Source organism: Pseudoxanthomonas dokdonensis (assembly GCF_001431405.1).
Taxonomy (GTDB): Bacteria; Pseudomonadota; Gammaproteobacteria; order Xanthomonadales; family Xanthomonadaceae; genus Pseudoxanthomonas_A; species Pseudoxanthomonas_A dokdonensis.
This window is the reverse complement of sequence record NZ_LDJL01000011.1, coordinates 117,265-139,649: the sequence shown is the minus strand read 5'-3', so window position 1 is coordinate 139,649 and position 22,385 is coordinate 117,265. Positions and strand designations below refer to the sequence as shown.

At 64.4% G+C, this 22,385-nt stretch carries 24 protein-coding genes, 1 tRNA gene and 1 pseudogene; 8 read left to right on the top strand and 18 right to left on the bottom strand.

Annotated elements, in window-relative coordinates:
- Positions 1-76: 76 nt before the first annotated feature.
- Positions 77-742: a response regulator transcription factor gene (locus ABB29_RS10345; protein ID WP_057658743.1), complete on the bottom strand. Its 666-nt coding sequence runs from the start codon at positions 740-742 to the stop codon at positions 77-79.
- 3 nt (positions 743-745) lie between these two features.
- Positions 746-1,516: a 3-hydroxybutyrate dehydrogenase gene (locus tag ABB29_RS10340; RefSeq protein ID WP_057658742.1), complete on the bottom strand. Its 771-nt coding sequence runs from the start codon at positions 1,514-1,516 to the stop codon at positions 746-748.
- 127 nt (positions 1,517-1,643) lie between these two features.
- Between ABB29_RS10340 and ABB29_RS10335 the strand changes: the two genes are divergently transcribed.
- From ABB29_RS10335 to ABB29_RS10310, 6 genes are all read left to right on the top strand, one after another.
- Complete coding sequence (locus ABB29_RS10335; protein WP_083487781.1) at positions 1,644-3,512, top strand: 3-hydroxybutyrate oligomer hydrolase family protein; 1,869 nt, start codon at positions 1,644-1,646, stop codon at positions 3,510-3,512.
- A gap of 57 nt (positions 3,513-3,569) precedes the next feature.
- Positions 3,570-4,184 carry a CDP-alcohol phosphatidyltransferase family protein gene (locus ABB29_RS10330; RefSeq protein WP_057658740.1) on the top strand — a complete coding sequence of 205 codons (615 nt, stop codon included), beginning with the start codon at positions 3,570-3,572 and terminating at the stop codon, positions 4,182-4,184.
- A 73-nt stretch (positions 4,185-4,257) separates the two neighbouring features.
- On the top strand, positions 4,258-5,574 hold the full coding sequence (gene phaE, locus ABB29_RS10325; protein ID WP_057658739.1) for a class III poly(R)-hydroxyalkanoic acid synthase subunit PhaE: 1,317 nt from the start codon (positions 4,258-4,260) through the stop codon (positions 5,572-5,574).
- Complete coding sequence (locus ABB29_RS10320; protein WP_057658737.1) at positions 5,571-6,653, top strand: class III poly(R)-hydroxyalkanoic acid synthase subunit PhaC; 1,083 nt, start codon at positions 5,571-5,573, stop codon at positions 6,651-6,653. Before phaE ends, ABB29_RS10320 begins: the two co-directional genes overlap by 4 nt.
- Positions 6,654-6,798: 145 nt before the next feature.
- Positions 6,799-6,996, top strand: coding sequence for a PspC domain-containing protein (locus ABB29_RS10315; protein ID WP_057658735.1), 198 nt, complete (start codon positions 6,799-6,801; stop codon positions 6,994-6,996).
- A gap of 4 nt (positions 6,997-7,000) precedes the next feature.
- Positions 7,001-7,447: a hypothetical protein gene (locus tag ABB29_RS10310; protein ID WP_057658734.1), complete on the top strand. Its 447-nt coding sequence runs from the start codon at positions 7,001-7,003 to the stop codon at positions 7,445-7,447.
- Positions 7,448-7,473: 26 nt separating this feature from the next.
- Here ABB29_RS10310 and ABB29_RS10305 read toward each other — a convergent pair.
- The 3 genes and pseudogenes from ABB29_RS10305 to ABB29_RS10295 all read right to left on the bottom strand — a co-directional run.
- Positions 7,474-7,653 (bottom strand): annotated as a pseudogene (locus tag ABB29_RS10305) (HupB); the annotation flags it as partial.
- 107 nt (positions 7,654-7,760) lie between these two features.
- Entirely contained in the window at positions 7,761-8,495 is a 735-nt protein-coding gene (locus ABB29_RS10300; protein ID WP_057658732.1) for a TetR/AcrR family transcriptional regulator, read from the bottom strand.
- 237 nt (positions 8,496-8,732) lie between these two features.
- A complete protein-coding gene (locus tag ABB29_RS10295; RefSeq protein ID WP_157062603.1) occupies positions 8,733-9,221 on the bottom strand; it encodes a hypothetical protein in 489 nt (162 codons plus the stop codon).
- A 1,534-nt stretch (positions 9,222-10,755) separates the two neighbouring features.
- Here ABB29_RS10295 and ABB29_RS10290 point away from each other — a divergent pair.
- The gene (locus ABB29_RS10290) at positions 10,756-11,364 is read left to right on the top strand and encodes a hypothetical protein (RefSeq protein WP_157062602.1); all 609 of its coding nucleotides are present in this window, start codon (positions 10,756-10,758) and stop codon (positions 11,362-11,364) included.
- A gap of 385 nt (positions 11,365-11,749) precedes the next feature.
- Here ABB29_RS10290 and ABB29_RS10285 read toward each other — a convergent pair.
- The 13 genes from ABB29_RS10285 to ABB29_RS10225 form a co-directional block, all read right to left on the bottom strand.
- Positions 11,750-11,835: transfer RNA gene (locus ABB29_RS10285), tRNA-Leu, on the bottom strand.
- Positions 11,836-11,940: 105 nt separating this feature from the next.
- Positions 11,941-12,528, bottom strand: a complete 588-nt coding sequence (locus tag ABB29_RS10280) for a cysteine dioxygenase family protein (protein ID WP_057658728.1) — start codon at positions 12,526-12,528, stop codon at positions 11,941-11,943.
- Between the two features lie 42 nt (positions 12,529-12,570).
- Entirely contained in the window at positions 12,571-13,698 is a 1,128-nt protein-coding gene (metX, locus tag ABB29_RS10275) for a homoserine O-acetyltransferase MetX (protein WP_057658726.1), read from the bottom strand.
- Between the two features lie 150 nt (positions 13,699-13,848).
- Positions 13,849-14,880, bottom strand: coding sequence for a tetratricopeptide repeat protein (locus ABB29_RS10270; protein ID WP_057658724.1), 1,032 nt, complete (start codon positions 14,878-14,880; stop codon positions 13,849-13,851).
- Positions 14,874-15,326 carry a cytochrome c-type biogenesis protein gene (locus tag ABB29_RS10265; RefSeq protein WP_057658722.1) on the bottom strand — a complete coding sequence of 151 codons (453 nt, stop codon included), beginning with the start codon at positions 15,324-15,326 and terminating at the stop codon, positions 14,874-14,876. Before ABB29_RS10265 ends, ABB29_RS10270 begins: the two co-directional genes overlap by 7 nt.
- Positions 15,323-15,925, bottom strand: a complete 603-nt coding sequence (locus ABB29_RS10260; protein ID WP_083487777.1) for a DsbE family thiol:disulfide interchange protein — start codon at positions 15,923-15,925, stop codon at positions 15,323-15,325. The genes ABB29_RS10265 and ABB29_RS10260 overlap by 4 nt, the downstream gene beginning before the upstream one ends.
- Positions 15,922-17,844 (bottom strand): heme lyase CcmF/NrfE family subunit, encoded by a 1,923-nt coding sequence (locus ABB29_RS10255; RefSeq protein ID WP_057658720.1) that lies wholly within the window; start codon positions 17,842-17,844, stop codon positions 15,922-15,924. The genes ABB29_RS10260 and ABB29_RS10255 overlap by 4 nt, the downstream gene beginning before the upstream one ends.
- Positions 17,845-18,330, bottom strand: coding sequence for a cytochrome c maturation protein CcmE (ccmE, locus tag ABB29_RS10250; RefSeq protein ID WP_057658718.1), 486 nt, complete (start codon positions 18,328-18,330; stop codon positions 17,845-17,847).
- Positions 18,327-18,491 (bottom strand): heme exporter protein CcmD, encoded by a 165-nt coding sequence (ccmD, locus tag ABB29_RS10245; protein WP_057658716.1) that lies wholly within the window; start codon positions 18,489-18,491, stop codon positions 18,327-18,329. The genes ccmE and ccmD overlap by 4 nt, the downstream gene beginning before the upstream one ends.
- Positions 18,488-19,237 (bottom strand): heme ABC transporter permease CcmC, encoded by a 750-nt coding sequence (gene ccmC / locus ABB29_RS10240; RefSeq protein WP_057658715.1) that lies wholly within the window; start codon positions 19,235-19,237, stop codon positions 18,488-18,490. Before ccmC ends, ccmD begins: the two co-directional genes overlap by 4 nt.
- 10 nt (positions 19,238-19,247) lie before the next feature.
- Positions 19,248-19,931, bottom strand: coding sequence for a heme exporter protein CcmB (gene ccmB / locus ABB29_RS10235; protein ID WP_057658714.1), 684 nt, complete (start codon positions 19,929-19,931; stop codon positions 19,248-19,250).
- Positions 19,928-20,572, bottom strand: a complete 645-nt coding sequence (gene ccmA / locus ABB29_RS10230; RefSeq protein ID WP_057658713.1) for a heme ABC exporter ATP-binding protein CcmA — start codon at positions 20,570-20,572, stop codon at positions 19,928-19,930. Before ccmA ends, ccmB begins: the two co-directional genes overlap by 4 nt.
- Positions 20,573-20,663: 91 nt before the next feature.
- A complete protein-coding gene (locus tag ABB29_RS10225) occupies positions 20,664-21,188 on the bottom strand; it encodes a DUF3293 domain-containing protein (RefSeq protein WP_057658710.1) in 525 nt (174 codons plus the stop codon).
- A 42-nt stretch (positions 21,189-21,230) separates the two neighbouring features.
- On the opposite strand from ABB29_RS10225, the gene ABB29_RS10220 reads away from it, so the two are divergent.
- Positions 21,231-22,379 carry a pyridoxal phosphate-dependent aminotransferase gene (locus ABB29_RS10220; protein ID WP_057658708.1) on the top strand — a complete coding sequence of 383 codons (1,149 nt, stop codon included), beginning with the start codon at positions 21,231-21,233 and terminating at the stop codon, positions 22,377-22,379.
- The last annotated feature ends 6 nt before the right edge of the window (positions 22,380-22,385 follow it).

The window sequence follows — 22,385 nt, the reverse complement described above, 5'->3', positions numbered from 1 at the left end:
GCGCTTGTGCCGCAAGCGTGTCAAGAACATTGGTCAAAAATTGACCGGCCCGGATGCAGGCGATGAAACACTTGACTCATGCTTCCAGTTGTCGTGCCGGATCGCTCAATTCGAGCTCACGCAGGACCACGCTGGCCTGGGTCCGGTTGCGCACATCCAGACGCTCGAAGATCGCCGACAGATGCGCCTTGACCGTGCGTTCCTGTACATCCAGCTGGTCGGCGATCTGTTTGTTCAACAGCCCTTTGGCGACCAGGGTCAGCACCCGGAACTGCTGCGGCGACAGGCTGGCCAGGCGCGAGGCCAGTGCGGTGTCGTGCTGCGAGGATTGCGCCCGCGCCACGGCCGCGCGCAGCGATGCAGGCAGCCACTGTTCACAGGCCAGCACACTGCGGATGGCATCGCGCAGCTCGTCCAGTCCGGCGCTCTTGGGCAGATAACCGGCCGCGCCATGATCCAGCGCGCGCCTGACCACCCGCGGGTCGTCATTGGCCGAGACCACGATCACCGCCACCGCCGGATACTGGGCGCGGATCGCCGCCAGCCCGGCCAGTCCGTGATTGCCCGGCATATGTAGATCCAGTAACACGAGGTCGGTGTCCTGATCGGCTTCAAGAGCCGCCAGCACCCCATCCAGCGAATCGGCTTCGCGCACCGACAACTGTGCTACTGCATCGCTGGCGGCTCCACGCAGCGCGGCCCGGAACAGCGGGTGGTCATCGGCAATCAGCAGGCGTGGCATGGGTTATTGCGCGGTCCAGCCGCCGTCCAGCACCAGGGTCTGGCCGGTGATGTTGCGCGCTGCCGGCGATGCCAGGAAGGCGGTAGTGCCAGCCAGTTCGTCCATTTCGATGAACACGCCTTTCGGCATCGGCTTGAGCATGATTTCGCTGATCACTTCCGATTCGGCGATGCCGCGGGTACGCGCCTGATCGGCGATCTGCTTTTCCACCAACGGGGTTTTGACGTAACTCGGGCAGATCGTGTTGATGGTGATGTCGCTGTCGGCGGTTTCCAGCGCGATGACCTTGGAAAATCCGACCAGCCCATGCTTGGCTGCCACGTAGGCGCTCTTGTACGGACTGGCGACCAGCGCGTGGATGCTGCCGATGTTGATGATGCGGCCAAAGCCGCGTTCGCGCATGCCGGGCAACACTGCGCGGGTCAGCCGGGCGACCCCGACCAGCATCACCTGGACCAGGAAATCCCATTTCTGCATCGGGAAGTCCTGCAACGGTGAAACGAATTGCAAGCCGGCGTTGTTGACCAGCACATCGACCGGGCGCGAGATCGCGGCCAGCGCGGCCTCGACGCTGGCATCGGAAGTGACGTCCAGGGCGACCGCTTCGGCCGAGCCACCGGCCTGCTGGATCTGCTGCGCCACCTGCTGGCAGGCCTGCAGCTGCAGATCACTGATGATGACGTGGTGACCGGCCTTGGCCAGTTCGCTGGCGATGTTGGCGCCAATGCCACTGGGGTTGGCGGCGCCGGTGATCAGGATGGTGTGGCGGCTCATGCTGGCTTCCTGCGGGTGGGGAGCCTAGCGTAGCAAGTTGGCTTGGACCCTACGTGGTACCAAAGTACGATGATCGGCGCGGGCCAATCCGGTAGCGTGCAGGTATTGCCAAGCAGGGGATTTGTCGATGTCATCCTTACCGCAGCGCTCGGGTCTGTCGATGTTCGCCAGCATGCTGCTGGTCGCATGCCTGGGTGGCTGCGCCAGCACCGACGCCGGCACCCACCCCATGACCGACAAGGCGGCAATCCCGATGGTGCAAGCACCAAGCATGACAGAACACCGCGGTGACGATGATCTGCTGAGCGCCGGCCTGGGACTGGATGGCCTGCGGGCGATGACCGCGCCGGCCTTCGCCGATCCCGAACATCCGACCGCGTCGGAACTGCGGCGGCGGGCGATCTGGAGCAACTGGCGCGGTATCGCCGACCTGTCGGCGACCGGTGGCTATGGCCAGGTCTACGGCAGCGTGGCCAGGATCCCCGGCCGCGAATTCTCGAGCCTGTTGAGCCTGCCCGGCGCCGCGCAACCGCACCGCGTGCTGATGCAGCTGCCGGATGCCTTCGACACCGGCAAGCGCTGCGTGGTGGTGGCGGCTTCGTCGGGCTCGCGTGGCGTCTATGGCGCGATTGCGGTGGCCGCACCGTGGGCGTTGCCGAAGGGCTGCGCGGTGGTCTACACCGACAAGGGCGCCGGCAGCGATTACTTTGATCTGGATGCGCGCGTCGGCAGTCGCGAGGACGGCACCGTGGCTGGCGCCGACGAGGCCGCGCTGGCGTTCGCGCCGCAGGCAGCGACAGCGGCCAGTGGGGTTGCGGTCAAGCATGCGCATTCGCAGGACAACCCCGAGGCAGACTGGGGCCGCCACGTCAAACAAGCTGCCGAATTCGCCCTGTCGGTGCTGGATCAACAGTATCCGCACGCAGCGCCATTCCGTTTCGACAATACCCGGATCATTGCCACCGGCATTTCCAACGGCGGTGGCGCGGTGTTGCGCGCGGCCGAGCTGGACGGTGACTGGTTGGATGCGGTGGTCGCCGGCGAGCCGAACATCCAGATTGACGGCCATGGCAGCCGCGACCTTTATGACTATGTCACCGAGGCCGCACTGCTGATGCCGTGCGCGCTGCTGCATCTGCCGGCCGAACGGCTGCCACAACCGCCGTTGCGGGCGCAGGCCGAGCCGGCCTGGAGCGCCCGTTGCGCCAGCCTGAAGGCCGCAGGCCAGATCGGTGGCGACAACATCGCCGCGCAGGCGGCTTCGGCATACCAGCAACTGCGCGATGCCGGCTGGAGCGATGAAGCACTGGTGGCCGGGGCGTTGAACGTCGGTTTCGACGTATGGCGGGCGATTGCGGTGACCTATGCGTCCAGCTACGGCCGCTATGGCGTCGGCGAGCATCCCTGTGGTTTTGGTTTTTCCGCGCAGAATCCCGATTTCAGTGCCCGGCCGGCGACCGCCGCCGAGCGCGGCAACTGGTGGGCCGAAGGCAGCGGCATCCCGCCCGGGGCCGGCGTCGGCATCATCGATCCACAGCTGGGCGGAGCCGACCCGACACTGGCCGGCCTGCAATGCCTGCGCGGCCTGAGCACCGGCGACGGCGCCGATGCCGCCCGGGTCAGGGCCGGCATCGCCGAAGTGAAGGCTGGCTTGCCGCGGGCTGGACTGCCGGTGGTGGTCGTGCATGGCACCGATGACGGGCTGATCCCGCCGGCGTTCAGCAGTGCGCCGTATGTGGTGATGGCGCAGGCCTCCGGGCGTCCAGTGAGTTATTGGCAGGTGCGCCATGCGCAGCATTTCGATGGGTTCCTGGCGCTGCCGGATTACGGCAGCCGATACGTGCCGCTGCTGCCGTACATGTACGCGGCGCTGGATCAGATTGACGCCCAGCTGGATGGTCGTGGCCGGGTGGCCGGCGACAGCGTCATCGCCAGCCAGCCACGCGGGCAGGGCACGCTGCAGGCGGCGCAGCTGAAGCTGCCGCAGTTGCAATGACTTGCTGAAACCCGGGGAGCTTGGCAGTCTGTTGGCTTCACATTCCGGTGCATCTGCATGGCTCGCCACTTTTCCCTGATTCGCGACTTCCAGCTGGCTGACTGGTTCACCCTCGGCAATGCCTTCTGCGGTACCGGCGCCATCTTTGCCTCGATGCGGTTCCTGCAGGAAGGCGTGATCTCGGATCTGATGATCGGCATGAGCCTGATTCCGCTGGCATTCGTGCTGGATGCGCTGGACGGCCGGGTTGCCCGCTGGCGCAAGCAGCAGTCGGTGCTGGGCCGGGAACTGGATTCGCTGGCAGACGTGATTTCTTTTGGCGTCGCCCCGGCGGCGCTGGCTTACGCCTGCGGTATGCAGGGTGGCTGGGACTGGGTGGTGCTGTCGTACTTCGTCGGTTGCGGGGTCAGCCGGCTGGCGCGCTACAACGTCACCGCCGAAAGCCTGGCCGGCGAAGACGCCAAGGTCCGCTATTTCGAAGGCACGCCGATTCCGACCAGCCTGCTGCTGGTGATCGTGCTGGCCATTGCCGCTTATGGCGGCCATCTGGGTGGACAGCTGTGGCTGGGCAGCATCAAGGTCGGACCGTGGCTGCTGCATCCGCTGGTGCTGTTGTACGCGCTGTCCGGCACGCTGATGATCAGCCGTACATTGCGCATCCCCAAACCCTGAACTGTCACATCGGCGCCGTTTATTTCCCCGATGCTGTGTTGAACGCCTAGAATCAATCAGCACAGGAGGGCTCATGATCAATTCCGCATCATCTTGGCCGGGCGATCTGGACAACGTCGCCAGGCAATACTGGACCTTGTGGGGCGATGCCCTGCGCCAGGCCGGCATTGCGCCAGCGCCTGCACCGTCAATGACGCCGGACTGGCAGCAGCAGGCGATGGGCTTCTGGTCGCAATTCATGCCCAAGCCGGCCAACCCATTGCAGGACGCGGTCGATCGCATCCAGCACCAGGCCGGCCAGTGGTATGCGCAGATGCAGCAGGTCGCGGCTCAGTTCGCTGGCCAGCAGCAGGCGCCGGCCGACATCGCCCAGGCCTGGCGTGAAGCGCTGGGCGGCGGTGCCGGCCCGGAAGCGTTTGCCGGGCATTTCCGCTCGATGCTGGGGCAGGGCGGCGGCCAGGGAATGGAGCAATGGATGCAGCAGGCGCGGCCCTATATCGAGGCGCTTGAGCGTGAAAACGCGCGCTGGCTGCATGCGCCGACCTTTGGCCTGTCCCGCGAGCATCAGGAACGCTGGCAGGCACTGGCGCTGGCGCAACAGGAGTACCAGCGCCATTCCAATGAGTTCAACGCGTTGATGCTGAAGACCGCCGATGGCGCGTTCAAGCATTTCGAGGCACTGCTGGCGCAACACGCCGAGCCGGACAAGCAGATCACCAGCGCGCGCGGGTTGTTCGATCTGTGGATTGATGCGGCCGAGCAGAGCTATGCCGAGATCGCGATGACCGATGAATTCCGCCATGTATACGGCGCAATGACCAACGCGCAGATGCGGGTGAGACTGGCAGTGCAGCGCGAGACCGAACAGCTGTGCGGTCTGCTGGGCGTGCCGACCCGTACCGAAGTCGATGCCGCGCACCGCAAGATTGTCGAGCTGGAGCGGTTGTTGCGCCGCCAGGCGCGTGCGGCCGGGACCGGTGCCGGTGGGGAAACTTCCCAGCGCCCGGCAGCGGCCAATGCGCCACGGCCGCGCAGTCGGCCGGCCGCGGCAAGATCGGTGGCCAAGCCTGCCGGCAAGGCCAAGGCTGTCAAGAAAGCCGGCAAGACCGCCAGCCGGGCGAAACCGGCGCCAGCGAGCAAACCGGCGAAGGCGCCGGCAGCACCATCCAAGCGCGCTGCCACCGGCAAGCGTGCCAGCGCCAGCCGCAACACCACCGCCACGGCGACCAAGAAAGCCGCCGCGCCAGCGGCGACCAGATCGCGTTCCACCGCAGCGACCGCGGGCAAAAGCAAAAGCGCGAAGACCAGGCCCGCGGCAGCTACCTCATCGGTGAAGGATTGGGTGGCGCGTAACCAGGCCGGCAAGCCGGCCAGGGGATCGCGTCGATGAGCCCGCCCAACAACAGTCCGCTCAATTTCAGCGTCGACGGCCTGGCCGAAGAAGCCCGGGTTACCCAGCAGAAGCTCAGTGCCGGCCTGCAGGTGCTGCCGGAAGTCGACGATGTCCACTACGGCGCCACCGGCAAGCAGGAAGTGTGGCGCGACGGCAAGGTGGTGCTGTACCGGTTCATCGGCGCCACCGCACCCACCGCCAGGGTGCCGCTGCTGATCGCCTATGCGCTGGTCAACCGACCGTACATGGTCGATCTGCAGGACGATCGCTCGCTGGTCCGCGGCCTGCTGGCGCAGGGCGAGGATGTCTACATCATCGACTGGGGCTATCCGGATCGTTCGGATCGTTTCCTGGAGCTGGACGACTATATCAATCGGTTCATCGACGGCGCGGTCGACCACCTGCGCGATGCGTACGGGCTGGACGCGATCAACCTGCTCGGCATCTGCCAGGGCGGGGCATTCTCGCTGTGCTACGCCGCGCTGCATCCGGAAAAGGTCAAGAACCTGATCACGATGGTGACCCCGGTCGATTTCCACACCCCGGACAACATGCTCTCGCACTGGACCCGCGAACTGGACGTGGATCTGCTGGTGGAGACGATGGGCAACGTACCGGCGGACATGATGAATGCCTGCTACCTGATGCTGAAGCCATTCCGGCTCAACCTGCAGAAGTACGTGGGCCTGGTCGACATCCTCGACAACAAGAAAGCGGTCGAGGACTTCCTGCGCATGGAGAAGTGGATCTTCGATTCACCCGACCTGGCCGGCGAAGCCTTCCGCCAGTTCATCAAGCAGTTCTACCAGGCCAACGGGCTGGTCAACGGCAGCGTGCGCATCGGCGAGGAGGCGGTCGACCTGGGCTTCATCGACATGCCGGTGCTGAACATCTATGCCGAGCAGGATCACCTGGTGCCGCCGGACGCGTCGCGTGCGCTGCAGGCATTGGTCTCCAGCGAAGACTACAGCGAGCTGAGCTTCCGCGGCGGCCACATCGGCATCTACGTCTCCAGCCGGGCCCAGCGTGAAGTCCCGTCCTCGATTCACCGCTGGCTGGCGCAGCGTTCGGCTTGAGGCCGTGGTTGTCGCCTGGCGGCGCCAGGCGGCAATGCCCGGCGCAGCGAGGCGGCAGGCATCGTCAGCGGACCGGCACGCCTACACGCGGCCATCGCCGGCTTCGCGCTAGACTGGCTTCATCGACTTTCAGCAGGTGCTTGCCATGGATTCGTCACGGCCATTCTTTCGTTCTTCCAGTGACCGCATGATCGCCGGCGTCATGGGTGGCATCGCCCGGCGATTCGGCTGGAGCTCCACGCTGCTGCGGGTGATCTTCGTGATCGTCTCGATCGCCTCGGCCGCGTTCCCCGGCATCCTGGTGTACCTGCTGCTGTGGCTGTTGATGCCCAGCGAAGACTAACCGCATGCGGCGCGGATGGGGTGGCCTGCTGCTGGGGCTGGGGATCCTCTGGACCAGCCCCAACACCCTGATCGGGCTGATGGCCGGCCTCGTTGGATTGCCCGCGGGCGCCCGGCTGCGCCTGCGTCGTGAGGAGATGGCGCTGGTGTTCGAGCGCTGGCCGTGGGGACCGGGCGGGGCGATTACCTTCGGCAACTGCATCCTGCACACCGGCCCAAGCCTGGATTGCCCGTGCCAGACCTACGAACACCGTGCCGGCAGGGCGCAGCATCCGCCAATCCTGCTGGCCGCGCACGAGCGGGCACACGTGCTGCAGTACATGCTGCTGGGGCCGTTGTTCCTGCCGCTGTACCTGCTATGCGGCGGGGTCAGCGTCCGCAACCCGTTCGAGCGTGCCGCTGACCGCTATGCGATGACCGGACAAGGCTGGTGGCCGGGCCGTTCCCGCTGACGCGCAGCTGGTCCGGTTCAATGCGATTTTTTCGAATCCCTGCCGGACCCTGATTTCCTGCCACCGCCATCCTGTTTGTTGACGGTAGCCCAGGCCCGGCGCTCGGCTTCGTCGTGGGACACGCCGCGGTCTTCGTAGCCTTCTTCGATGTGTTCGGCCTTGCGTTTCTGCTTGTCGGTATAAGCGTCTTTTTCACCACGTGGCATGGCTGGCTCTCCGCGATCTGGATGTGCGAAGGCTAGGCCGCCGGGGGTAATGAGCAGATGAGGCCGGCGTCAATAAAAGATTGATCGGCTGCAGCGCGGCTCCGCGCTCAGCTGGTGGCGAGGATATGCGGGTGTTGCCGCGCTGCCGGCGAGGCGTGGCGCGAGGTCCCGCGCAGGAACACCTCCACCGCGGCCAGTGCGCGTTCTTCCAGCTGCTCGGCGTTGACGGTCTCGACGTAGCCGCTGGCCAGGGCGATCAGGAAATCACCGAACAGCAGCATGTGGAACTGGCTGGCGGCCTGTTCGGGAGACTGCAGCCGCAACGCACCGGCCTTGACCTGCTGCTGGAAATACTGGGTCAGCTGGCTGCGCAGCATCGGGATGGCGTGGCTGAAGTACCAGCTGCGCAGGGCCGGGAACGACTGGCCCTCGCCGATGACGATGCGATAGACGACCAGCGATTCGGTCTTGCCCATGTTGCGGGCGACCCGGCTGGCGACCCGCCGCAACGCGGTCTCCGGCGGCAGTTCGGACAACCCCAGGTCATGCATCATGTTGACGTGGGTTTCGATATGGCGCTCGAGGATGGCGTGGGCCAGTCCTTCCTTGTCGCCGAAAACCCGGTACAGGGTCGCCAGCGAACCACCGGCGCGGGCGACGATGTCGCTCAGTTTGGCGTGCTGGTAACCTTTCTCGGCAAAGATCGCGGTGGCCGCATCAAGAAAGCGCGCCGCCCGCATCTGTCCGCGTTTGCACAGCCCGACCTCGCGGCGGCCCCGCAGCGGCAGCGCGGTCAAGGCTTCGCTGGGTAACTCGAGCCGACGCACGTCGAGAATGCTCATGGCTTGCCCCCTTCAAAACTGAATGCATGCTGTACCATCGCACAATGAGCCGGCGTATGGAAAGGGGTACGGGAACTTTTTGCTGGATCTGGTAACCCGGTTGCCATCCGGGTGTGCTTGCCGGCGCCAGAGGACGCCGACGCGACCTGCGCAAGGGGGGCGGATAGTCGCTAACTGCCGGCATCGCCTGCAGCGATGCCGGCCGCATATCCTCGAAACCGCGGGCTGCGGCGTGGATCAGAACTTGGTCGAGGCCGGATTGAAGGGTTCGCAGGAGCCCTCGAAGGTCTGTGAACCGTCGATTTTCAGGCTGCCAGTGCGGCGATCGATTGAAAGTTTCGGTTTGTTGAGGCCATTGATTTTGAACGAGCCCTGGATGCGCTCCGGGCTGACCACCAGGTCCCGGATCGGGAACCAGCCGCCCTCGCCACCGGTAAGCAGTGGCAGCAGGTTCTTGGGCAGGCGCAAGCGGCCTTCGCCACCGTGGATTTCTACCTGCACGCTGCCAGCGACCTGCACATTGCCCACCGACGTGCGCTCCTGGTAATCATGGTGCTTGGAATCCCAGTCGTAATCGGTGTGGCTTTCCATCTTCTCGCCAGTACCGGTACAGACCAGGTCGAAGTCCGAGCCGGTCGGCTGGGCCTGCGCCAGTGGCGCCGTGGCCAGCAACAGCAGGGATACCGCGACTGCATTGCGGGTCGAGCTCAGTGCTTTTCGATTCATGACCATGCCTTGTCGTGACAGGGGAGGGAATGTGACTCTGGGTCGGTCGAAAAATAGCACGGCAATCGCGCAACCGGTGACGGGGGACATCGGCCCCAGCATTGCCGGCGGCTCTGGAGAACCGAAGGCAACCGCCGCGCCGTTGGCGTCGTTCAACGCTGTGAGGACGCGCATGAGGACCTTGTTCTGGCATCGGCGCTCGCTGTATTCGGCCAGTCGTGCCTGGGCCCTGCGAACGCCTTACGAGTGGAGCGAGCGAGGTGCTTTTAGCTTATTGCCAGCGGCACCATATGTTTGACCCGAAGTTGTTAAATTATCGTTTGGATAGAATCTCACCAGCTGAGATTGAATAAATAGTGGCAGGAAGTGCTTTAAGACCCCCACATATTGTGCCGTATAGAAATTAACAAAGGAATTTATCCACAGCAGCGCGCTTGATTCAGGAAGCTGACTGCTGTACAATAGAGTCGTAGGTCACAAAAAAGGGCCCCGCGTCTGCGGAGCCCTTGGAAATTCTTAGAAATTAAAGTGTAGAGATGTAACGCAGTAGCGGCTACGAAGCGCGCAAACGCTGATTAGCCGGGACCGAAGAGGGCAAGCTGATTAGGCTGCTTGACCACTTAGGGGGTGGAACGAAACGTGTTGCCGTTAGCTAGACGGGCAAGTATAGCAATTAAACGCTGTACCCGTAAAGCATCACGCGAATTCCTTCCTCACCGGCCACCACGCCTCCAGCTTTTTAGGAGGCGCGACATGAGCAACGGTCAATCCGTGTTTGTGACAGCCTACGTGCGTCGTCGTTTTGGACGACTGGAACACGTATGCGCACATTTCCGTTCTGCACCTAGCAAGTAATCGCTGGAAAGAACGAGAAGTAACGGGGAAGGGTGCCCCTTAAGGGGCACCCTTCACACCAGCTCAGACGCGCCATATTGCCATCAACCGATAAGGAAAGACCGATGTCAGCGAAGAAGCCTCCGGCGACTCCCGACTATCGCAGCGCGAAAACGGGTCAGTTCGTCACTGAAAGCTATGCTAAGCGCCACCCGGCGACCACGGTGAGGGAAATCAATCCACCGCCGTCCAAGCCAAAGAAGTAAGGCTGTCCGTGCGAAGCCCGCCTTGTGCGGGCTTCGCCTTTTCGAGAGGAGCGCTGCTGTGTCGAAAAAGTCAAAAGATCGAGTTACCAATCACCGCAGCGCCAAGACAGGCCAGTTTGTCTCGGAGAGCTACGCTAAGCGTCATCCTGATACGACAGTTAAAGAGAAAATTTCGTTACCAGGAAAGGGTAAAGGTGAAACGAACGTTTCGGATAGTGTCCCACCACCAGATAAGAAAACGAGGAAAAAGTGATGAACTTCAACAAGGGCGGAAATGGATCAGGACGCGGTGGTAACAAGGGCGGTTCGGCCCCGCGAAAACCACCGCAACCGTTTCGTGACAGTTTGACCGGTGGAGCTAGGCCCAATGATGGGGCTCGGAAGTCAGACAACGTTTCCTTGTCGGTACCGGTGCCGCCGAAGAAGATTGGAAAGTGAGCGAAGATCAAGACGAACAACTAAAAGAAAGCTCGCTCGGAGCTTCCAACTCCTTGAAGGTGAGGGCTGAAGAACTACGTCATGTGGCGTGGGCCATAGATGCTTCTGTTCGATATCACGAGCGAAGGCAGGCATTCTACGAGCGCTCCGATTCTTTAGTGAACGCACTCAACTTGATTGTTGGCTCTGGTGCGGTGCTCGCGATTATTCAGAGTGCGCCGAGTTGGGTTGTGGTCGTCTCCTCGGCGATGGTAGCGATACTTAGTCTCATCAACATCACGATGCGTTCTTCGGCAATGGCCTCGCTGCATGCTCAGCTTAAGCAGCGTTACATAGGTTTATTGATTCGTCTTGAAAAGCTTGATGAGCCAACAATTAGCGAGGAACCGTTTCGAGATGAACTGAGAAAGCTGCGTGAGGCTAGGCTCCTAATTGAAGGTGAGGAACCCACCATTTTCAGGGTGGTGCATGTGATGGCCCATAATGAGCTTCTGATGGCTAAGGGTTACGATGATACTGACATGTGGCATGTGCCTTGGTACAAGGCTTTAAGTGCTAACTGGATTCGCTGGGATACCAGCAAGCTCTCGAAGCGCAGCAAGTAGAATTCCAGTATCACCCGGCGCGACCGCTGGACAGAAGAATCGGCGAAGGCAATGTCGCCTGGGAGGGCTTTATGGTTCGATGGAATTGCGTGGCGGTTCGGGCTACGACCTCGCCGTGTTCGCGTTGGCTGCTTGCTGGATTCCTGATGGTCCGGCGCTGGGTGCCGCTGCTGGCGCTGGCGGCCCGCAGGGCACGAGCCGCATCGGGTCTCGGTTACGCGCGCATGAGCGGCGCTTAACGACGCTGCTATGCGTGTGGCGACAATGTGAATCACCGGCACTATGAGTGACGCTGCGTAGCGCCGTTCACGGGGCTACTAAGGGTCAAGAAGTGTTGCAGAAAAACAGAAGGGCTACGCCGCGAAGCCTAACCCCTTGTTTTATCTGGTGCCGAAGGTGGGACTCGAACCCACACGCTTTTAACGGCGGTGGATTTTGAATCCACTGCGTCTACCATTCCGCCACTTCGGCGCGGGCGGGAAGTATAGCCGACTCCGCGCGGATTCATACAGGGGCGCGGGCAAGTTTTTCCGCGGCAACTGGTGGCTCCGCGCCGGCTGCGCGGGCGGTAGCCGCTCAGGCTGCCTGGTCGGTGCCCAGCAGCCGCTCGCCGCGACGCTGCCACGGGCCGCCGGCGATGCTGTCATCGGGGCTGTAGACGCCGCAGCGGACCATAGTGCGCTGGTAGACGTGCAGCGAGACGGCGACCGCGCTGTCACTGGGATTGCGGATGGTGTGATATTCGTGCGGCGGGATCAGGCTGCCAGCCGAACCGATGCCGGCTTCGATGGTGCCGACCGGGTTGAACCGGTAGTGGTCGTCGCGCTGCTCGGCCAGCTCGTACTGGGTGATTTCCAGACGGCCGTGCCAGACCCCTTCGACGCACCACAGGCCGGAGTGATCATGGATGCGGGTGCCCTGGCCGGGGCCCCAGGTCATTGCCACCACGCTGTAGCCGTACTGGGCGCTGGTATACAGCTCCCGGCGTGCGTAGTGGTCTTCGATCGGGTTGAACACGCATTCGGGCAGGCGCACGTCCTGCTGGCGGATCATCGAGCACAGCGAGGAGCGCAACGCATCGGTCACCGCTGGCGCATCGCCCAGCACCACCGCGGCATCGAGTGCGGCGATCAACGTCTGCTGGCCGGGGAATTCAAGCGCCATGGCAACTCATCCTGCGATAAACAATCCCGATCCTAACATCGCTCACAGGCTGGCCAGGAAATCGCCGACCGCCGGCCCGAAACGCTGGTAATCGACCAGGAAGGCGTCATGGCCCTGTGGTGAATCCATCGGCATAAACGTCGCCTGTGCGCCGCCGGCGGCCAGCCCCTCGGCAATCTGCCGCTGCTGCTCGAGCGGGAACAGGATGTCGGTGGTCGCGCCGATCGCCAGCGCTTTCTGCACCTGGATGCGCGCCAACGAGGCCAGCATGTCGTCACCGACATTCTCGGCGACGCTGAACCAGTCCATCGACCGGCTGAGGTACAGATAGCAATTGGGGTCGAACTTGCGGACGAAGCGGCGGGCGTGGCCTTCCAGATAGCTTTCGACCTGGAATTCCAGGCCGAACGGATCTTCTTCGGCACGCTGTGCGTCCTGCTGCGACTGATCCAGGCGTACGCGGCCAAAACGGCCGTCCCACTCCAGCGCCGAACGGTAGGTGATGACGCCCAGCTTGCGGGCCATGCGCATCCCCGATTCCGGATAGCAATCGTCGTCGTAGTTGCCGTTGTTCCACTGCGGGTCGAGGCGGATTGCTTCGCGCTGCAATGACCGGATCGCAATCGAGAACGGCAATGCCTGGGCACTGCCGGAGATGTTGATGTGGTGGCGGGCGCAGCCGGGATGCCGCAGCAGCAGCGCCAGCGCCGTCATCCCGCCCATCGAGTTGCCAATCAGGCATGCCAGCTGTCCGATGCCCAGTTGGCGGACCACGTGCCAGGCGGCGTCGGCGCCGTCCTCGATCGACAGATCCGGGAAATCCAGCCGATAGGGCGCGGCGCTGGCGGGGTTGATCGAGGCCGGGCCGGTCGAACCCTTGCAGCTGCCCAGCGAATTGACGCAGATGACAAACCAGCGATCGGTATCAATCGGTTTGCCAGGCCCCAGCATCGGCTCCCACCAGCCATCCTGCGGATTGCCGGCGTTGGCGGCGGCATGGGCGTCGGGCGACAGGCCGGTGACGATCAGCACCGCGTTGTCGCCGGCGGCATTGAGGCGGCCCCAGGTTTCGTAGGCCATGCGCGCGCCATGCAGTGCGCCGCCGCGTTTCATCGGGAATGGCGAGGGCAGGTCGATGTAGCGGGTACCAGGCGGAATGAATTCAGTCATTGCCCCAGTGTAGAGCGGAGCCTGCTGCGCTGGCGAGTTCCCTGACCATTCGCGTATTGCGTCAGTCGTTGCCCTTGCAGGCTGCGCGGAAGGAATCGCCATGCAGCCACACACGAACGTTGCAGGGCAGGTAGCGGAGCAGGCTCCGCGTTACGGGACGACCTGATCAATCAACAGCGTATAGCTGGCCCCTTGGCTGACCTCGGCGGTGACCGGCGCGGCCTGCAGATCACCGCTGCGGGTCATGACATCACCGGCCTTCGACACCCGCGCCGCCAACTGCACCTGATCCAGCTGCGACAACTTCGAGGTCGGCATCGGGCTGTCGCCATCGCCGAGGGTCAAGCTGATCGGGAACTGGTTGGCCGGCACCCGCTTGGCGGCGACCGGCATCGGTGGTCCGCCGATCTGTCGTGCGAACACGAACAGGGTGTCGTTGGCCGACAGTTTGGCGCGCAGTTGCGGCGCGATGTCCACGGTCACCGTCAGCAATCCGCCGGCGTCACCTGTGGCAGGTTGCGGCGCGCTGTTCGATGGCAACGACAACGGTTCCAGGCCAGCCTCGGCGCGGGCTTCGTTGATTTGAGGCAGCAGGGTCGCGGCGGTCGCCGGCTGCACCAGCGGCAGCAGGCCCTCCCAGGTCTTGGCCGCTTCGGCCGGCTTGCCATCCTGGCGTTGCGAAATGCCGATGAACCAGCGCGCACGCTGGTGGCCGGGTTGCAGCTGCAGGGCGCGCTGCAGCAGCCCCACCGCCTGCGCATCGAAGCGCTTCTGCGGATTGTTGTAGAGCCGCGCCTGGGCGGTCTCGACCAGCACGTCGGCGTCGTCAGGGGTCAATTTCAGGGCCCGTTCGAATGCGCCCTGGGCGTCGGCATAGCGTTGTTCGGCGGCATAGGAACGGCCCAGCAGGCGCCAGCCTTCGGCCTGGTTTGGGTTCTGCTTGAGCTCGGCTTCCAGTTCGCTGATGGCCTGCTGCAGGGTCGCCGGCATCTGTGCGGGCTGCGCTTGCGGATCCAGTGCCGCTGGTGTGCCGACCAGGTGATACAGCGCGAAGGTGGCAATCGCCAGGGTTGCGGTCGAGGCCAGCCACAGCATCCGCGAATCGCGACGCAGCGGCCACAACACCGGCAGCAAGGCCAGCAACACCAGCACCACCGCGGCCACTGCAAATCCAATCACCATTCCTGATCCTCGTCGGCCGCGACCACCTGCTGGCCGTTGCGCTTGCGAATGAGCAGCACCACCACGATGCCTCCGGCCACCACCAGCAGCAGTGGCCCGAACCAGAGCAGCCAGGTGCCTGGTTCCATTTCCGGCCGGTACAACACGAACTGGCCGTAGCGCTGGACCAGGAACTCCTTGATCTGCGCATCGGACTGGCCTTGCTGCATCAGATCCAGAACTTCCCGGCGCAGGTCATGCGCGATCTGTGCATTGCTGTCGGCCAGCGACTGGTTCTGGCACATCACGCAGCGCAACTCGCTGGTCAACTGGTGGAAGCGGGCTTCCTCGGCGTCGTCGCGGAACTGCAGCGGTGTGGCGTCGCTGGACTGGGCCATGGCGTGCAGCGGCAGCCACAGCATCGCCAGCACGCAGATCGTCCGCAGCAAGCCGATGGCCGCTTTCATTGCTCGGCCTCGATCTTTGCCAGCATCGGGATCAGCTCGTTGGCGAGGATCTCATCGCTGACCGCACCGACATGCTTCCAGCGGACGATGCCTTTGCCGTCGACCAGGAAGGTTTCCGGCGCACCGTAGATGCCCCAGTCGATCGCGGTGCGGCCATCCTCGTCGGCCAGCACCAGCACGTAGGGATTGCCGTACTGCTCGAGCCAGCGCAGCGCATCGTCGCGTTGGTCCTTGAGGTTGTAGCCGATGAAGCGGACCCGCTTGGTCAGTGCAAAACGGCTCAGCACCGGATGCTCGACCCGGCATTCCGGACACCAGCTGCCCCAGACATTCATGACATAGGGCTGGCCGGCCAGCTTTTTCTGGGTCACCCGGATGCTGGGGTCGTGCAGCACCGGCAGATCGAAATCCGGCGCCGGCTTGCCGATCAGCGGCGACGGCAACGATTCGCGGTCGGGCCGGTCCGATTGCTTGACCCCGTAGAACAACAGCGCCATCAGGCCGATGAAGAACAGACCGATGATGACCGCGGCAAAGGTCAAGGCGCCCTTGCTGTGCCGGGCACCGGACGGTGGCGGGGTGGGCGGGACCTGGCTCATGCGCTGCGTACCTCGGGTTTGCGGCGGAAACGACGATCGGTGGCGGTAACGAACCCGCCCAGCGCCATCAATCCGGCACCCAGCCAGATCCAGCGCACGAACGGTTTGACATGCACGCGCACCGCCCAGGCGCCATCGCCCAGTGGTTCGCCGATGGCGACATACAGATCACCGAACAGCCCCGGCCGGATGCCGGCCTCGGTCATGACCTGTCCACCACTGGCATAGGCGCGTTTTTCCGGATTGAGACGGGTCAGCAGTTTGCCGCTGCGCAGCACCTGCACATGGCCACGATGGGCGCGGTAGTTGGGGCCGGTCAGTTCATCGACGCCTTCGAAGCGGAAGCTGTAGCGGCCGATCTCCATCGTCTGCCCCGGCTTGAGCGCGACTTCGCGCTGCACGTTGAGGCCCTCGACCAGCAGCGCACCGACCAGAAACACGGCGATACCCAGATGGGCCAGGACCATGCCGGTCATTTCCGGGGTCAGGCGGCCTTTGGCCTTGACCCGGGTCCAGAGGAAACGCAGCGTGCCCAGCGCCACCCAGCTCGCGCCAGCGATGCCGGCGGCGACTTTCCATGGCCCCTGCGGTGCGATGAAAAAGCCGATCGCGGCCGCCACCAGGGCCAGCCCTGCCCACGGCAACAGCATCGCCAGGGGCCGGGACATCTGTTCGCGCTGCCATTTGCTCAATGGTCCCAGCGGCAACAACGCCACCAGCGGTGCCATCAACACGATGAACAACAGGCTGAAGTAGGGCGGGCCGACCGAAATCTTGCCCATGTCCAGCGAGTCGGCCAGCATCGGGTACAAGGTGCCGAGGAACACCATCGCGCAGGCGCCGGTCAGCAACACGTTGTTGACCAGCAGCAGGGTTTCGCGGGAGCCGGCCGCGAACGGTGCGCCCTCGGGCAGTTGCGGTGCACGCACGATGTACAGCAGCAGGGAACCGCCGACCACCAGGCCGAGGAAGATCAGCACGAACAGGCCGCGGGTCGGGTCAGCGGCAAACGCGTGCACGCTGGTCAGCACGCCGGAGCGGACCAGGAAGGTGCCCAGCAACGACAGCGAGAACGCGGCAATCGCCAGCAACAGTGTCCAGCCGGCAAAGCTGCCGCGCTTTTCGGTGGCGGCCTGCGAATGGATCAGCGCGGCGCCAACCAGCCACGGCATGAAGCTGGCGTTCTCGACCGGATCCCAGAACCACCAGCCGCCCCAGCCCAGTTCGTAGTACGCCCACCAGCTGCCGAGGGCGATGCCGATGGTCAGGAAACCCCAGGCGACGTTGGTCCACGGCCGCGTCCAGCGCAGCCAGCGGGCATCGACATGACCATCCAGCAGTGCGGCAATGGCGAACGCGAACGGCACCACGAAACCGACGTAACCCAGGTACAGCATCGGCGGGTGGATGATCAGCCCCGGGTCCTGCAGCAGCGGGTTGAGGTCACGGCCTTCCAGTGGCGCCGGCAACAACCGCGCGAACGGGTTGGAGGTGAAGATCAGGAAGGCAAGAAAGCCGATGCTGACCAGACCCATCACCCCGAGTACGCGCGCCATCACCACCTGCGGCAGCGCACGCGAACAGGCGGCTACCGCGGCGGTCCAGATTGCCAGCACCAGTACCCACAGCAGCAACGAACCCTCGTGCGCGCCCCAGACCGCCGAGTAGCGGTACATCATCGGCAGCAACGTGTTGGAGTTCTCGGCAACGTAGGCGACGGAAAAGTCCTGGCGTACGAACGCCCAGGTCAGGATCGCGAATGCCAGCAGCAACAATGCCAGTTGCACGAACGCCGCCGGTCGCGCGACGGCCATCCAGCTGTGCTTGTCGCGCTGGGCGCCGGCCAGCGGCAACAGCGCCTGCAGCAGCGCCACCAGCAGGGCCAGGATCAGGGTGAGTTGACCGATTTCAGGCAGCACTTATCGGGATTCCGTCGCGGCCGGAGCCGGCGTTGCCGATGTCGCTGGCTCGACGTCGTGCTTCTTGTGCGCCATCCCCATCTTGTCGGCCACTTCCTTGGGCATGTAGGTCTCGTCGTGCTTGGCCAGCACGTCCTCGGCGACAAACACGCCATCCTGCATGCGCCCGGTGGCGACCACCGCCTGGCCCTCACGGAACAGGTCCGGCAGGATCCGGTCGTAGACCACCGGCAACTGCGCGTCACCGTCGGTGACCCGGAAGCGCGCCTGCAGCGAACCCGGTTCGCGCTGGAACGAGCCTTTTTCGACCATGCCGCCGAGGCGGAAACGCGAATGCTCGGCGGTGTCGCCACGCAGCACCTCGACCGGTGTGTACAGATAGGCGACGTTGCGCTGCAGCGCCATCGCAATCAGGCTGGCGGCGACGCCGGCGGCGGCCAGCAACAGCAGCACCCACAACAGGCGGCGGCGGCGAACAGGATTCATCGATTCAATTCCACGGATTGGTGCCTGCGCGACTGGCGCGCCTTGCGAAGCCGGACAGCACGCAGCTGCCGGCGGATCTGCCACTGCGGCACCAGCAGGTCCCACAACAGGACCACGAAGAACACCGCATAGGCGGCGATGACGTAGCCGAGGTAGCTCATGCCGAGTCCCCGGCCAGCCTGGCCACCCAGTCCTTGCCGGCTTCGCGACGCAGGTTGTCGGCGCGCGCGCGCGCCAGCAGCGAGCCGAGGAACCAGAACTTGGTTGCCAGCACCATGATCAGCAGCGGCAGGATCATGCTGCTGTCCATGCTCGATTTGCCGAACAGGTTGATGGTCTGGCCCTGGTGCAGCGAATTCCACCAGACCACCGAGTAACGGATGATCGGCAGCAATGCCACGCCGACGATCGACAGCAGGCCGGCGGCGCGGGCGGCGGCGCGGTGATCCTCGATGGCCTGGTACAGGCCAATCACGCCCAGGTACAGGAACAGCAGGATCAGTTCGGTGGTCAGGCGCGGGTCCCAGTCCCACCAGGCGCCCCACATCGGCTTGCCCCAGATCGAGCCGGTCGCCAGGGTGATGATGGTGAAGGCGGCGCCAATCGGCGCACAGGCCATGGCCAGGATTTCGCACAGCTTGATCCGCCAGATCAGGGCGATGGCCGAGTACAACGCCATCAGCGCGAACACGAACATGCTCATCCAGGCGCTGGGCACGTGGATGTAGAGGATGCGGAAGCTGTCGCCCTGCTGGTAATCGGCCGGTACCACGAACAGCGCCTGCCACAGGCCCACGCCCAGCAGCACCACCGCCACCGCGTAGCACCACGGGGTCCAGCGGGCGGCGAAGCGATCGAAAGTCGGTGGTGAGCCGAGTTGGTGGAACCAGCGTACGATTGGATTCATCGAATGGATATCAGTTCAAGGCAATGCGGATGGCGGCGGCGGCAACCAGCGGTGCCAGCACCAGGGCCAGTACCAGTCCCGCGCCCAGCAACAGCAGGGCGCCGACGGCGTCCAGACCCTGGCTGCTTGCAGCCACGCTGCCGGCGCCGAACACCAGCACCGGCACGTACAACGGCAATGCCAACAAGGCCACAAGGATACCAGAGCGGCGCATCCCCACTGTCAGCGCGGCGACCACCGCGCCGAGCAGACTCAACAACGGTGTACCCAGCAGCAGCGACAGCATCAGCACCGGCAGTTGTTCGCGCGGAAGGTGAAGCAGTTCACCCAGCAGTGGGGTGGCCAGCAGCAGTGGCAGGGCGGTGGTCAGCCAGTGGCTGAACACGCGGATGGCGACCAGCCAGGCCAATGGCACCGGCGCCAGGATCCATTGTTCCAGCGAGCCGTCCTCGGCATCGCCGCGGAACAGCGTGTCCAGCGCCAGCAGCCCGGCCAGCAGCACCGCCACCCACAGCACGCCGGCGGCGACCTTGGACAGGCTGCGCGGATCGCCGCCCAGGCTCAAGGCAAACAACACCACCACCAGCAGCGCGAACAGCGCCGGCTGGAAGGCATCACCGCGGCGCCGCCAGAGCAGGCGCAGGTCGCGGACCAGCAGTGCACGCGCGGCGGACAGCAGGCCGGGCGCGCTCATGCGGGCTGTCCCAGCAGCAGCGTCCGCGTCTGCACCGGTGGCGCGGCGTAGGCGCCATGGGTGGTGACCAGCGCCGCGCCACCTTCGCGCAGATGCGCGGAAATCATCCGGTTGACCAGAGTGATGCCGTCCAGATCCAGATTGGCGTAAGGCTCGTCCAGCAACCACAGCGGCGCCGGCGACAACCACAGCCTGGCCAGCGATAGGCGTTTTTTCTGGCCTGCCGACAGCTGCCGTGCCGGCGCGTCCTCATAACCGCCGAGGCCGACCATGGCCAGCGCATTGACCGGCAGCTGCCGGGGGCGGCGGCCATGCAGTCCACACAGGAACTGCAGGTTCTCCAGCGCATTCAAGTCCGCCTTCAGCGCCGGCAGATGGCCCAGATAGGCCAGTGCCCGGGCCAGCAGCGAGGACTGGGCCGGACGCCCATCCAGCTGGATGTGGCCGCTATCGGCGCGCAGCAGTCCGGCCAGCACCCGTAACAAGGTGGTCTTGCCGACGCCATTGCCGCCCTGCACCAGCAGGGCTTCGCCGCCATCGACGACAAAATCCAGCGGGCCGAACACCGGTTCGTCATTGCGCGAAAAAGACAGTCCCTGCACGGACAGCAGTGGCGAGGGTGACGGGGCGGACGGCAGCATCAGGACTCGATCTTCCTCGGGAACGGCAATGAAGCAGGGCCGGCTATTGTATTCGTTCGCCAACGGTTGCGAGCCTGCCGGCTCGACCGGTTCAGCCTGCCCAATCGATGTAGCGGTGCGCCGGGGCTTTCGGTGGTGGCGGCCACATCATCCGCAGGCGCACGGCCTGGCCGGCATCCCAGACCAGCACGCCGCCCTGGCCGAATGCGCGTGCGAGCCGGTCGGCCTGGGCCGTCGTCGCCTGCGGTACCAGCCAGCCGCGCTCGTAGCAACCGCCGCCGGCATCACAGGCCGAGGCGGGATGCATGGACAACCGCAACTGTCGCAATTGTTGTTGCAGGCGCGCATCGGCCAACTGGTTGTGGCGTGGCGGGACCAGCACCGCTGCCGGATTCCAGGCGGTGATGAACAGATACCGGGCTGCCGGCCAGCAACGCTCGATGACCGGCGCCGTCCCGCCAACGCGGAACGCCAGCGGGCCATCCACGGTGAATGGGACATCCTCGCCGGCTTCGACCGCGTAGTGCGCTGACAGCCATGCCTGCGCCAGGCGTGCGGCCTCTGTCCCGTCGATCCGCCGGATGTTCATGTCGACATCATCGCCAATGCCGCGCATTGCGTACACTTTGCGTTCCTGAATGCGCTGCCGGAACCGAGGATGTCACTGCAAAGTAAATTGCCCAACGTCGGAACGACCATTTTCACCGTGATGTCGCAACTGGCGGCAGAGCATGGCGCCGTCAACCTGGGCCAGGGCTTCCCCGATTTCCCGGTCCCCGAACGCCTGGTCGACGAATTGGACAGGGCGATGCGCGCCGGCCACAACCAGTACGCGCCGATGACCGGTGTGCCGGTCCTGCGCCAGGCCATCGCCGACAAGGCGCAGGCCTGCTACGGCTGCCAGATCGATGCCGACAGCGAGGTCACCGTCACCAGCGGCGCGACCGAGGCCATCTTCAACGCGATCCATGCGGTGGTACGCGCCGGTGACGAGGTCATCGTGCTGGATCCGGCCTATGACTGCTATGAGCCGGCGATTGATCTGGCCGGCGCGCGCGCGGTGCATGTACCGCTGGATCCGCGGACATTCGCGGTCGACTGGGAGCGCGTGCGCGCCGCGGTCAGCCCACGTACCCGCTTGCTGATCATCAACAGCCCGCACAACCCGTCCGGAGCGATGTTCTCGCCGCAGGACATGCAGGCGCTGGCCGAGCTGCTGGAGCGCCATGATCTGTTGCTGATTTCCGATGAGGTCTACGAACACATCGTCTTCGATGGCCGCCAGCACGAGTCGGCGCTGCGTTACCCGGAGATTGCCGCGCGTGCCTTCGTCGTTTCCAGTTTCGGCAAGACCTATCACTGCACCGGCTGGAAGGTCGGCTACGCGATTGCCCCGGCGGCATTGAGCGCCGAGTTCCGCAAGGTCCACCAGTACAACACCTTCACCACGTTCAGCCCGGCCCAGTTCGCGTTTGCGGCGATGATCCGCGAGCAACCGCAGCACTACCAGCAGCTGGGCGCGTTCTACCAGGCCAAGCGTGACCGTTTCCGCCAGCAGTTGTCGCAAACCCGGTTGCAGCCGCTGCCGGTGCCCGGCGGCTATTTCCAGCTGGTCGATTATTCGGCGGTCAGCGATCTGCCCGACGCCGAGTTCGCGCGCTGGTTGACGGTTGAACATGGCGTGGCGGCGATTCCGTTGTCGCCGTTCTACCAGTCGCCGCCAGCGCAGCAGCGGCTGGCGCGCTTGTGCTTCGCCAAGAACGAAACCACCCTGGATGCGGCGATCGAACGCCTGGAAAAACTGTAAGCGCCC

Coding starts and splice junctions, on each gene's coding strand:
- ABB29_RS10345 (WP_057658743.1), bottom strand. CDS start 742: ATGCCACGCCTGCTGATTGCCGATGACCACCCGCTGTTCCGGGCCGCG.
- ABB29_RS10340 (WP_057658742.1), bottom strand. CDS start 1,516: ATGAGCCGCCACACCATCCTGATCACCGGCGCCGCCAACCCCAGTGGC.
- ABB29_RS10335 (WP_083487781.1), top strand. CDS start 1,644: ATGTCATCCTTACCGCAGCGCTCGGGTCTGTCGATGTTCGCCAGCATG.
- ABB29_RS10330 (WP_057658740.1), top strand. CDS start 3,570: ATGGCTCGCCACTTTTCCCTGATTCGCGACTTCCAGCTGGCTGACTGG.
- phaE (WP_057658739.1), top strand. CDS start 4,258: ATGATCAATTCCGCATCATCTTGGCCGGGCGATCTGGACAACGTCGCC.
- ABB29_RS10320 (WP_057658737.1), top strand. CDS start 5,571: ATGAGCCCGCCCAACAACAGTCCGCTCAATTTCAGCGTCGACGGCCTG.
- ABB29_RS10315 (WP_057658735.1), top strand. CDS start 6,799: ATGGATTCGTCACGGCCATTCTTTCGTTCTTCCAGTGACCGCATGATC.
- ABB29_RS10310 (WP_057658734.1), top strand. CDS start 7,001: ATGCGGCGCGGATGGGGTGGCCTGCTGCTGGGGCTGGGGATCCTCTGG.
- ABB29_RS10300 (WP_057658732.1), bottom strand. CDS start 8,495: ATGAGCATTCTCGACGTGCGTCGGCTCGAGTTACCCAGCGAAGCCTTG.
- ABB29_RS10295 (WP_157062603.1), bottom strand. CDS start 9,221: ATGAATCGAAAAGCACTGAGCTCGACCCGCAATGCAGTCGCGGTATCC.
- ABB29_RS10280 (WP_057658728.1), bottom strand. CDS start 12,528: ATGGCGCTTGAATTCCCCGGCCAGCAGACGTTGATCGCCGCACTCGAT.
- metX (WP_057658726.1), bottom strand. CDS start 13,698: ATGACTGAATTCATTCCGCCTGGTACCCGCTACATCGACCTGCCCTCG.
- ABB29_RS10270 (WP_057658724.1), bottom strand. CDS start 14,880: ATGGTGATTGGATTTGCAGTGGCCGCGGTGGTGCTGGTGTTGCTGGCC.
- ABB29_RS10265 (WP_057658722.1), bottom strand. CDS start 15,326: ATGAAAGCGGCCATCGGCTTGCTGCGGACGATCTGCGTGCTGGCGATG.
- ABB29_RS10260 (WP_083487777.1), bottom strand. CDS start 15,925: ATGAGCCAGGTCCCGCCCACCCCGCCACCGTCCGGTGCCCGGCACAGC.
- ccmE (WP_057658718.1), bottom strand. CDS start 18,330: ATGAATCCTGTTCGCCGCCGCCGCCTGTTGTGGGTGCTGCTGTTGCTG.
- ccmD (WP_057658716.1), bottom strand. CDS start 18,491: ATGAGCTACCTCGGCTACGTCATCGCCGCCTATGCGGTGTTCTTCGTG.
- ccmC (WP_057658715.1), bottom strand. CDS start 19,237: ATGAATCCAATCGTACGCTGGTTCCACCAACTCGGCTCACCACCGACT.
- ccmB (WP_057658714.1), bottom strand. CDS start 19,931: ATGAGCGCGCCCGGCCTGCTGTCCGCCGCGCGTGCACTGCTGGTCCGC.
- ccmA (WP_057658713.1), bottom strand. CDS start 20,572: ATGCTGCCGTCCGCCCCGTCACCCTCGCCACTGCTGTCCGTGCAGGGA.
- ABB29_RS10225 (WP_057658710.1), bottom strand. CDS start 21,188: ATGCGCGGCATTGGCGATGATGTCGACATGAACATCCGGCGGATCGAC.
- ABB29_RS10220 (WP_057658708.1), top strand. CDS start 21,231: ATGTCACTGCAAAGTAAATTGCCCAACGTCGGAACGACCATTTTCACC.